Source organism: Aquisphaera insulae (genome assembly GCF_011064615.1).
Lineage (GTDB): Bacteria > Planctomycetota > Planctomycetia > Isosphaerales > Isosphaeraceae > Aquisphaera > Aquisphaera insulae.
Genome location: NZ_JAALJH010000075.1, coordinates 37,802 through 47,183, shown reverse-complemented (window position 1 = coordinate 47,183; position 9,382 = coordinate 37,802). Strand labels below are relative to the sequence as shown.

The 9,382-nt window shown below is 67.3% G+C and carries 9 protein-coding genes; 7 read left to right on the top strand and 2 right to left on the bottom strand.

Annotated features, from left to right (window positions below; genetic code table 11):
* Positions 1 to 151: 151 nt before the first annotated feature.
* Complete coding sequence (locus G6O54_RS28195; protein WP_165231014.1) at positions 152 to 1,165, top strand: IS630 family transposase; 1,014 nt, start codon at positions 152 to 154, stop codon at positions 1,163 to 1,165.
* A 255-nt stretch (positions 1,166 to 1,420) separates the two neighbouring features.
* On the top strand, positions 1,421 to 1,762 hold the full coding sequence (locus tag G6O54_RS28190; protein WP_165231011.1) for a hypothetical protein: 342 nt from the start codon (positions 1,421 to 1,423) through the stop codon (positions 1,760 to 1,762).
* A 142-nt stretch (positions 1,763 to 1,904) separates the two neighbouring features.
* Here G6O54_RS28190 and G6O54_RS28185 read toward each other — a convergent pair whose 3' ends face one another.
* Both G6O54_RS28185 and G6O54_RS28180 read right to left on the bottom strand, forming a co-directional pair.
* Positions 1,905 to 2,417 carry a methylated-DNA--[protein]-cysteine S-methyltransferase gene (locus G6O54_RS28185; RefSeq protein WP_165231008.1) on the bottom strand — a complete coding sequence of 171 codons (513 nt, stop codon included), beginning with the start codon at positions 2,415 to 2,417 and terminating at the stop codon, positions 1,905 to 1,907.
* Positions 2,418 to 2,421: 4 nt separating this feature from the next.
* Positions 2,422 to 3,882 (bottom strand): AlkA N-terminal domain-containing protein, encoded by a 1,461-nt coding sequence (locus G6O54_RS28180; RefSeq protein ID WP_165231005.1) that lies wholly within the window; start codon positions 3,880 to 3,882, stop codon positions 2,422 to 2,424.
* Between the two features lie 335 nt (positions 3,883 to 4,217).
* Between G6O54_RS28180 and tssA the strand changes: the two genes are divergently transcribed.
* From tssA to G6O54_RS28155, 5 genes are all read left to right on the top strand, one after another.
* Complete coding sequence (gene tssA / locus G6O54_RS28175; RefSeq protein WP_165231002.1) at positions 4,218 to 5,279, top strand: type VI secretion system protein TssA; 1,062 nt, start codon at positions 4,218 to 4,220, stop codon at positions 5,277 to 5,279.
* A 410-nt stretch (positions 5,280 to 5,689) separates the two neighbouring features.
* On the top strand, positions 5,690 to 6,214 hold the full coding sequence (gene tssB, locus G6O54_RS28170; protein WP_165230999.1) for a type VI secretion system contractile sheath small subunit: 525 nt from the start codon (positions 5,690 to 5,692) through the stop codon (positions 6,212 to 6,214).
* Positions 6,211 to 7,695: a type VI secretion system contractile sheath large subunit gene (tssC, locus tag G6O54_RS28165; protein ID WP_165230996.1), complete on the top strand. Its 1,485-nt coding sequence runs from the start codon at positions 6,211 to 6,213 to the stop codon at positions 7,693 to 7,695. The genes tssB and tssC overlap by 4 nt, the downstream gene beginning before the upstream one ends.
* A 240-nt stretch (positions 7,696 to 7,935) precedes the next feature.
* Positions 7,936 to 8,430, top strand: coding sequence for an Hcp family type VI secretion system effector (locus tag G6O54_RS28160; RefSeq protein ID WP_165230993.1), 495 nt, complete (start codon positions 7,936 to 7,938; stop codon positions 8,428 to 8,430).
* A 151-nt stretch (positions 8,431 to 8,581) separates the two neighbouring features.
* The gene (locus G6O54_RS28155) at positions 8,582 to 9,370 is read left to right on the top strand and encodes a type VI secretion system accessory protein TagJ (RefSeq protein WP_165230990.1); all 789 of its coding nucleotides are present in this window, start codon (positions 8,582 to 8,584) and stop codon (positions 9,368 to 9,370) included.
* Positions 9,371 to 9,382: the final 12 nt, after the last annotated feature.

Here is a 9,382-nt window from a genome sequence, read left to right as displayed (position 1 = left end):
CTAACTCACCTTTCAGGTGCGCATCGTTTCCCGGAGGCTTCCCTACTTTGAACAAGGGGATGAAAGAGATAATGTCAGACCACGTCTTGAGTTTGACGTTCTACTGACCGGCGCGCAGGTTGCGTTAAGTAGATTGCAGTAAAATCACGGGATGGATACGACTCACCCCATCCCACGAGAGTGTCTCGAGTGGCGGAGGTTTCGGGCGTTGTACCTCAAGGGCCGGGGTTGGTATCAGCGCGACATCGCCGAGGCCCTCGACGTCTCCGAGGTCTCCGTCAGCCGCTGGTTGACCGAAGCCGTGGCTCGAGGTCCCGAGTCGCTCCGGGCTCGCCTCTCGGCGGGCGCCTCGCCCAGGCTCTCCCCCGAGCAGAAGCAGTTGATCCCCGAGCTCCTCTGGCATGGGCCGGAATCCTATGGCTTTCGAGGCCGGGTCTGGACCCGCGCCCGGGTCGCCAAGGTCATCGAGTGGGAATTCGGCGTCCGCTACCACAAGGGCCACGTCGGCCGGCTCCTCGAAGGCCTGGGTTGGACCCCGCAGCAGCCGATCAAGCGCGCCATCCAGCGGGACGAGGATGCCATCCGGAGGTGGCGCGAAGGGGCCTGGCCGGAACTGAGGCGGCGCGCCATCCGGGAGCGTCGGGCCCTGGTCTTCGAGGACGAATCGGGCTTCTACTTGCTCCCGGGGGTGGTCAAGACATACGCCCCGGAGGGTCTCACGCCGGTGCTCCGCGAGAAGCAGACTCGGGATCACCTCTCGGTCATGGGCGGGATGACGCCGGAAGGCCGGGTCTACACCTTGATCCGGCCGGAGTCGCTCAACGGGCTGCACTGCGTCGAATTCCTGCTGCACCTGCTCCGCGTGGCGGGGGAGCGGCTCCTGGTGGTCTGGGACGGCTCGCCGATCCATCGGCGAGCGGCGGTCCTGGACTTCGTGTCCAGCACGCGCGGCCGCGTTGAGCTGGAGGCCCTGCCCGGTTACGCCCCGGATCTGAATCCCTGGGATGAGGGGGGGTGGCATCACTTGAAGAACGTCGAGATGCGGAACCTGGTGTGCCGCGACCTGGACGAATTGCATCAGGAACTGGACCTCGCCGTGGGGCGGTTGCGACAGAAAGCTCACCTTGTCCAATCCTTCTTTGCACAGGCCGGATTGGCAACCTGAAAACTTAACTCCACTTGCGCGCCGGTCAGTAGGTCAAAACAGGTTTCGTTCTCTTGATGCAGACATGAAGCATAGAATCGATTTGAGGCCAGAATCGGAAAGTTCTTCGAGTCCATTTGAGTTCAAGGACAAAGACATGACAAATTGTGCATTGGTGACATGGTGAATACATGAATAGGCTTGATGTGATCAGGAAGGCACCCCGGAGGAAGCAAGCAACCTGGGATGGCAAAGACGGTGAAAGGGGATGAAGCCATGTCGTTTCCCCGCGTGCGGTTTCGCCTGAGGTTCATGATGTTCGCGGTGGCGGTCCTCGCGATGTGCATGGGATTTGAACGGCTCGCGAGGAGACGAGCCTACTTCCTGGAGCGGGCCGCGGTCGAAGCGGATCGTGCGATTGACTTCGGCCCGGGGGGGATGGCCTGCCTTCGCCCAGAAGTCTATCGAGAAGGAATCTACGAGGAGTTGTATGCTTACCACGTGGCGCAGGCCGATCGATACCGCCTGGCCGCATCTCGCCCGTGGCTGCCGCTCGGGCCGGAGCCTCGGGATCCGATAGAGCGGAAGCGAATTTCCGCCACGGATGAACACAGATGAACACGGTCAGGGGGATCAGTGCGGGGACGAACGGGGTTCGAAGGAAACGTCGGCGCTCGATGATCCTGAGCCCGCCGGACGATCCCTGTCCGTCTCACGCCCCGCGTTCGAATCATCAGCGTGAATCGGTGCGAATCCGCGGCTAACACGTCTTGGCGGATCCCGACCGCGATTCCCGGGCCACGATGGCCGCCTCGTGCTCGAGCAGCCAGCGCTTGCGGTCGAGGCCGCCGCCATAGCCGCCGAGGCCGCCGCCGGTGGCGATGACGCGGTGGCAGGGGACGATGAGGCCGACCGGGTTGCGGCCGTTGGCCGAGCCGACGGCCCGGCTGGCCTGCGGGTTGCCGACCCGTTTCGCCAGCTCGGCGTACGAGATCGCCCGGCCGAAGGGGATCGACTGGAGCTCCTTCCAGACGCGTTGCTGGAACGGCGTACCGCCGAGGTCGAGGGGCACGGTGAAGCCCGCGGTGAGCGTGCCGTCGAAGTAGGCGTCGAGCTGTCGGACGGCTTCCCGGAACGGCGCGGGGTCCCGGACCCAGCCGGCCTCGGGCTCGACGACCGTCATGTGCAGGCCGGTGAGGGCCCCGCCACGCGAGGTCAGGAGCAGCGGGCCGATCGGGCTGCCGAGCAGGTGATAGTACGTCGTCAGGCTCATCGGTTCAGTCCTCTTGGGAGGGGTGGAGGTAGGAATGCCAGAGTGCGATGGCGGCGTAGCCCCGCCAGGGGCGCCACGCCTCGGCCATCCGCGCCAGATCGCGGGGGGACGAAGCACCCGCGGCGCGGACCAGGGCCAGGTCGGATGCGGGGAAGGCGTCGGTCCAGCGGAGGGCCCGCAGGGCGATCGACTGGGCCGTCCAGTCGCCGATGCCCGGCAGCTCACGCAGCCGGCGGATGGCGGCCTCGGGGTCGGTCGTCGGATCGAGACGGATCCGGCCCTCGACGACGGCCCGAGCCAGAGCGATGACGGCCCGGGCACGGGTCGGAGCGATCCCGAGGAGGGTCAGCGAGGTCTCCTCGGCCGCGGCGAGCCGATGTGGGGTTGGGCTGAGGCGATCGAGCCCCGGGAATGGGGACTGGATCGGCTCGCCGAAGGTCCGGGCCAGGCGGCCGGACAGCGTCGTGGCGGCCCGGACCGAGACAAGCTGGCCGAGAATCGTCCGGACGGCCAGCTCGAAGCCGTCGGTCGCGCCGGGGATCCGGAGCCCGGTCCGCGATGCGACGTGGGGGGCGAGATCCGGGTGGGCGCCGAGCTGATCGGCGATGGCCTTGGGATGAGCATCCAGGTCGAGGAGCCCGCGGACGGCGCCGAGCAGCGGCGGCAAGGCCGGCGCGAGCGTGGCGGGGAATTCAACGGCCAGGGCGGCCCGTCCGGCGACCGGGCTGACCCGGAACCAGCCCTGTTGCGGGCCGATGGCGACCGTCCTGAGGTAGCTGTTCCCCTCGACCTGTTCCACCCCGGGTGTGGAATGCGAGCCGAGGAATTCGAGGAGGAAGCTCCAGTCGAGGGGGGGGCGGTAGCCGAGGAGGAGCTTCAAGAGGCCGCCGGACGCGGCCCGGTTCGAGTCCTTCCGGAGTCGCGACGGGGCCATGCCGTAGTGCGAAAGGAAGAGGGCGTTGAACCGTCGGACGCTGGAGAAGCCGCTGGCCGACGCGACGCGGATCAACGGGAGGTCGGTCTCGGTGAGGAGCTGCTTGGCCAGGAGCAGCCTGCGGGTCTGGGCCAGGGCCACGGCCGTCACCCCGAATTCCTTGCGGATCGCCCGGCGGAGCTGGCGGGGGCTGATCCCCAGCTCGGCCGCCAGCTCGGGCAGGGTCCCGTCGTCATTGAGGGCGCCCGCGTCGATGCGATCCGCGGCGAGGCGGGCGATCCGGGCGGTCGAGTCCACGGGGGCCAGCCCGGGCGCGAGCTCCGGGCGGCACCGGAGGCAGGGGCGGAATCCCGCCGCCTCGGCCGCGGCGGGCCCGCCGAAGAAGCGGCAGCGATCCGCCCGGGGGGTCCGGGCCGGGCAGATCGGCCGGCAGTAGATGCCCGTCGTGGTGACGCCCACGAAGAAGACGCCGTCGTAGCGGGCATCTCGCGCGACCAGGGCCCGATAGCAGGATTCCCGATTCGTGTCCATGAGGGAAATGTACCCGGCCCCGGGGTGGAGGTCTCGCCGTTTTCGGCCGCCGGCACGGGTCGGGCTGAGATGACCGAAAATGGCGATTCCCCCCGTCCGCGGGGGCGTCCGCTTCGGGATCGCGGCGAATTCGCTTGCTTTCGGTGATGCGTGGACCTAGGCTACCTCCGTCACATTAAGCTCCTCCTTTATAAGTAAGCCTGGCATTCGGATGCGGTTCGCACGGAGAGCGGCGAGGGCGAGGCCCTCGCCGGGGCGCCCGGGGGTTCGGCGGCCGCCTCGCCCGCCCTCGACCGATTCCGAGAGCCGGATGGACTTCCGAGTTCCCCACTCCGATGCCTCATCAGCCGCTCGTGGATGTCGAATCCCTGCTCGGGCCCATCGAGGGGGAGGATCCCGCCGGTTCCCGCGACGTCTCGATCGTCCGCGGGCAGCTCGAGGAGCTGCGGAAGGAGGTGGATCCGGACCAGTTCGACAAGAACGATCCGGCCCGCCCCGACGCGCCCAAGCGGGCCGACTGGCGGGGGATCGTCGAGCTCACCTCGGATACGCTCCGGTACGGGACCAAGGACTATCTGATCGCCGTCCGCCTGGTGGAGGCGCTCACCAAGCTGCAGGGGTATGCGGGGCTCGTCGACGGCCTCCGGCTGCTGCGGCTGATGACGGAGGGCTGCTGGGACCGGATGCATCCGGAGATCGCGGAGGAGGACGACATCGACACCCGGGCCCGCCGGCTCGACTGGCTCGACGAGATCGACCGCGGGGCCTGGTTCCCGAGCAGCCTCCGGCTGATCCCCCTCCTCCCCCCGGAGCCTTCCGGACTGAACTGGCAGCAATGGAAGGACAGCCAGGGGGGGAAGGGCAAGGTCACCAAGGCCGACGTGGAGAAGGGGGTGCAGCTCACGGGCCGCGACGCCATCGAGGGCCAGGTGAACGACCTGCGGCGGGCGCTCCAGGAGCTCGACCTCCTCTCCGCCGCGCTCAACGCGAAGATGACGGCCGGCGGCAAGAACTACGCCCCCAGCCTCAACGGGATCCGCGGGGCGCTCCGGGATTGCCTGGTCCTCGCCGAGCAGGTGCTCGAGAAGAAGGGGGGCGGAAAGCCCAAGGAGAAGCCGGCCGCCGAGGCCGGAACGCCGGCGGAGGAAAGCAAGGCGGACGGACCGGCTCCCCCTCGCATGGAGACCCGCGCGGAGATCTATGCTCGGATCGGCGAGGCCGCGGACAAGCTGATGCAGATCGAGCCCCATAGCCCGATCCCCTACCTGCTCCACCGCGCCGTCGACCTCGGCAACCTGCCGTTCCCGGAGCTGATCCGGTCGCTGATCCTCAACGCCGACGTCCTGAAGCTCCTGAACCGGGAGCTCGGGATCAAGGAGACACCAGAAAAGAAATGATGTCCGCTGACACGACCTGCCGGCAATACGCGTATTGTGGGCGATTCGAGACGCGAGACGACTCACGAGCCCTCGATCGCAGGCGAGACGCACGGACAACGGCCGGCTTGGGGGCGACGGAGGGGGGATCGGATTCAGAGTCGATTTTCTTCGGTCTACGCGTCGGAATCTGATATAGTCGTTGACATTCCGCACTTTCGCCGTTCTGGCATGAGGCGGTCGCAACGACGGTGCATCGGGGCAGAGTTCCGCAGGGCGGCATCCCCGGGTTGAGATCCAGAGAAGGGCGAACGATCGGGCGCCGGCATGCGAGTGCGGCGCAGGCCAGGTCGCCGTCCACCTCCGGCAGGCTTCCGTTCCACGTCAGGGCTTCCGTTCCGCGTCTCGAGGCTTACTGCGAAGAGGGTGCCATGTCGAGTCTGCAGCACAAGCTGGACCGGGTCCGCCGCCCCCGGGTCCAGATCACCTACGATGTCGAGACCAACGGCGCGATGAGGGCGGTGGAATTGCCGTTCGTCGTCGGCGTGATCGCCGACCTCTCGGCCCAGTCCACCGAGCCGCTCAAGTCGCTGAAGGAGCGTCCGGTCGTCGACATCGACCGCGACAATTTCAACAACGTCATGCAGCGGGCCGCGCCGCGGGTCGCGACCAAGGTCCAGAACCGCCTGACCGACGAGGATACCAAGCTCGCGGTCGAGCTGAAGTTCAAGCACATCGACGACTTCGAGCCCGCCCGGATCGCCGAGCAGGTGCCGGCGCTCAAGGAGCTGCTCGAGATGCGGACGAAGCTGACCCAGTTGCTCAACAAGATGGAGGGGAACGACAAGCTCGACCAGTTGCTCGCCGACATCCTGAACAATCCGGACAAGGCCCAGGCCGTCGCCAAAGAGCTGGGGATCGATAGCGCCGCACCGAGCACGGAGACCAAGGAATGAGCAGCGCCGAACAAGTCCAGGCCGCCGCGCCGGCCGCGGGCACGACCGAGGCCCCGAGCCTACTCGACGAGGTCATCAAGGCCACCCGGCCGCAGACCGACAAGGAGACGGAACGGGCGCGGGATTACTTCCGCCAGTTCCTGGACCAGGCCGTCAAGCCCGGCCAGGTGGTCTCCAAGGACGTCGAGACGAACATCAAGACATGGATCGGCGAGATCGACAAGAAGCTGACCGCGCAGCTCAACGAGATCCTCCACGATCCCGCCGTCCAGAAGCTGGAATCGACCTGGCGTGGCCTCCACTACCTGGTCATGCAGACCGAGACGAGCACGACGCTGAAGATCCGGGTCCTGAACATCAAGAAGCAGGAGCTGGTGAAGGACCTGGAGAAGGCGATCGAGTTCGACCAGAGCAACCTCTACAAGAAGATCTACGAGGAGGAGTACGGCCAGCTCGGCGGGCATCCCTACGGCATGCTGGTGGGGGACATCGAGTTCGGCCGCAATGCGGAGGACCTGAGCCTCCTGAAGCACCTCTCGGGGATCGCGGCGGCGGCACATGCCCCGTTCGTGGCGGCGGCCAGCCCGAAGCTCTTCAATTTCGAGAGCTGGACGGAGCTGGCCAACCCCCGCGACCTCTCGAAGATCTTCGACACGGTCGAATACGCGACCTGGAAGTCGTTCCGGGACTCCGAGGATTCCCGATACGTGGCGCTGACGATGCCGCGGGTGCTGGGCCGCCTCCCCTACGGCGACAACTTCAAGCGGGTGACCGAGTTCAACTTCGAGGAGCAGGTCGACGGCAAGGAGCACAACAACTATCTCTGGATGAACGCGGCGTGGGCCTATGCGGCCCGGATCACCGACGCCTTCGCCCAGTTCGGCTGGCTGGCGCGGACCCGGGGCGTCGAGGGCGGGGGGAAGGTGGAGGGGCTGCCCGTCCACACCTTCCCGACCGACGAGGGGGGCGTGGCCATGAAGTGCCCCACCGAGATCGCCATCTCGGACCGCCGCGAGTTCGAGCTGTCCAACCTCGGCTTCATGCCGCTGCTCCACAGCAAGGGGAACGACTTCGCCGTCTTCATGGGGGCGCAGTCGTGCCAGAAGCCGAAGACCTACTTCGACGCCGCGGCCAACTCGAACGCGGAGCTGTCGGCCAAGTTCAACCTGATCCTCAACACCTCCCGCTTCGCCCATTACCTCAAGGTGATGGCGCGAGACAAGATCGGCTCCTTCATGGAGCTGAATCAGTGCAACGTCTGGTTGAACGAGTGGATAAACCAGTATGTGCTGGCCAATCCCGAACTCGTGGGCGATGACGAGAAGGCCAAGAGGCCCCTGGCCGAGGCGAAGGTGAATGTGCGGGCGGTCCCGGGCAAGCCGGGCTCCTACGAGGCGGTCGCCTATCTCCGCCCCCACTTCCAGCTCGAGACGCTATCCGCCTCGATGCGGCTGGTGGCGGAGGTCCCGAAGAAGGCCTGATCGGTGGCCCTCTAGTCGGCCGGTCGCGGGAGTCGCCGACTCCCGACCGGCGAGATCGCTGGCGCGGTGACGATCGGCGGAGGAAGGTGCGCGCCGGCGGGGCCCTCGTCCGTCCGGCCGCCGCACGAGATCAAGGGCGGCTTGGGTCGGCCTGATTGCCCTGAGCGTTGCAGGGCGGCCGGCCCCGGATCGCCGGTTCGAGGGGCGTTCAAGTCCACAGACTGTCAAGGAGAAACGACCATGGCATTCGATACCTATCTGAAGATCGACAGCGTCGATGGCGAGTCCCAGCAATCCAATCACGAGAAGTGGATCGAGATCTACTCCTTCTCGTGGGGGGCGTCCAATCCGACGACGGTGGGCCCGGGCTCGGGCGGCCTGTCCGCCGGCCGCGTCTCGGTGTCGAGCTTCAACGTCATGAAGAAGACCGAGGCGTCCTCGGCCACGCTCTTCGCCGCCTGCGCCACCGGCAAGCACTTCAAGGATGCCACGGTGGAGATGAGCAAGGCCACGGGCGACGGCGGCCAGAAGGTGTTCCTCAAGTACGTCTTCTCCGACGTCCTGATCGAGTCGATCCAGTGGTCCGGCTCGACGGGGGGCGACGACTCTCCGACGGAGTCGCTGAGCATCGCCTTCGCGAAGGTCGCGATCAACTACTTCAAGCAGGACGAGACGACCGGCGCCATGGCCCCGGCCGGCGATGCGACCTGGGACCTGACGAAGGTCGCGAAGTGAGGTCACGGCGCCGCCCCCCGAGTCTCGCGGGCGGGGCGGCGCGAGGGCCCATGCCCCGGCCTGGACGCGCGGAAGGGCGTCCGGGCCGTCTCGCGTTGGATCGGGTCGGACCGTCTCCGGCGGCTTCCGGTGGAAAGAGGAGCGGATGACCATGAATGCCGGCGAGCTGTACAGGGCGGGGAAGCTGTCGGAGGCGATCGAGGCCCAGGTCGCGGACGTGAAGGCCCATCCCCTGGACCAGTCCAAACGACTCTTCCTGTTCGAGCTGCTCCTCTTCTCGGGCGAGCTGGATCGGGCCCGCCGTCAGGCCGAGTCGCTCCACTTCGCGGACCCGGACCTGGAGCGGGCGGCCGCGAACTACCGCCGCCTGGTCGACTCCGAGCAGGCCCGCCGCGACGTCTTCGAGAAGGGGACGAGCCCGGCGTTCTTCGGGCCGCCATCGGACCATCTGAAGCTCCGCCTGGAGGCCGTGGGCTGCCTTCGGGGCGGCAAGATCCGGGAGGCGGGCGAGCTGCTCGCGCGGGCCGATGAGGCGACTCCGCCGGTCTCCGGGTCGCTCAACGACCAGCCGTTCCAGGTGCTGCGGGATGCCGACGACCTGTTCGGCGGGATCCTCGAGGTGATGGCCCAGGGCCGCTATTTCTGGGCCGGCCTGGAGCAGGTCCGGGTCGCGGCCATGAACCCGCCGAGCTTCCCCCGCGACCTGCTCTACATCCCGGCCCGCCTCGAGCTCGAGTCCGAGTCCGGCGAGGTCTTCCTGCCGGCCCTCTATCCCGGCTCGGCGTCCCATGCCGACGATCAGGTCAGGCTCGGCCGCCTGACCGACTGGAAGACGCTCGAGGGCGACGTTACCCTGGGTGTCGGCCTCCATACCTATCTCCGCGACGACGACGCGACCACGCTCCTGGACTGGCGCGAGTTCCGGGCCGGAGAGCCGTGAGGTGAGGTCATG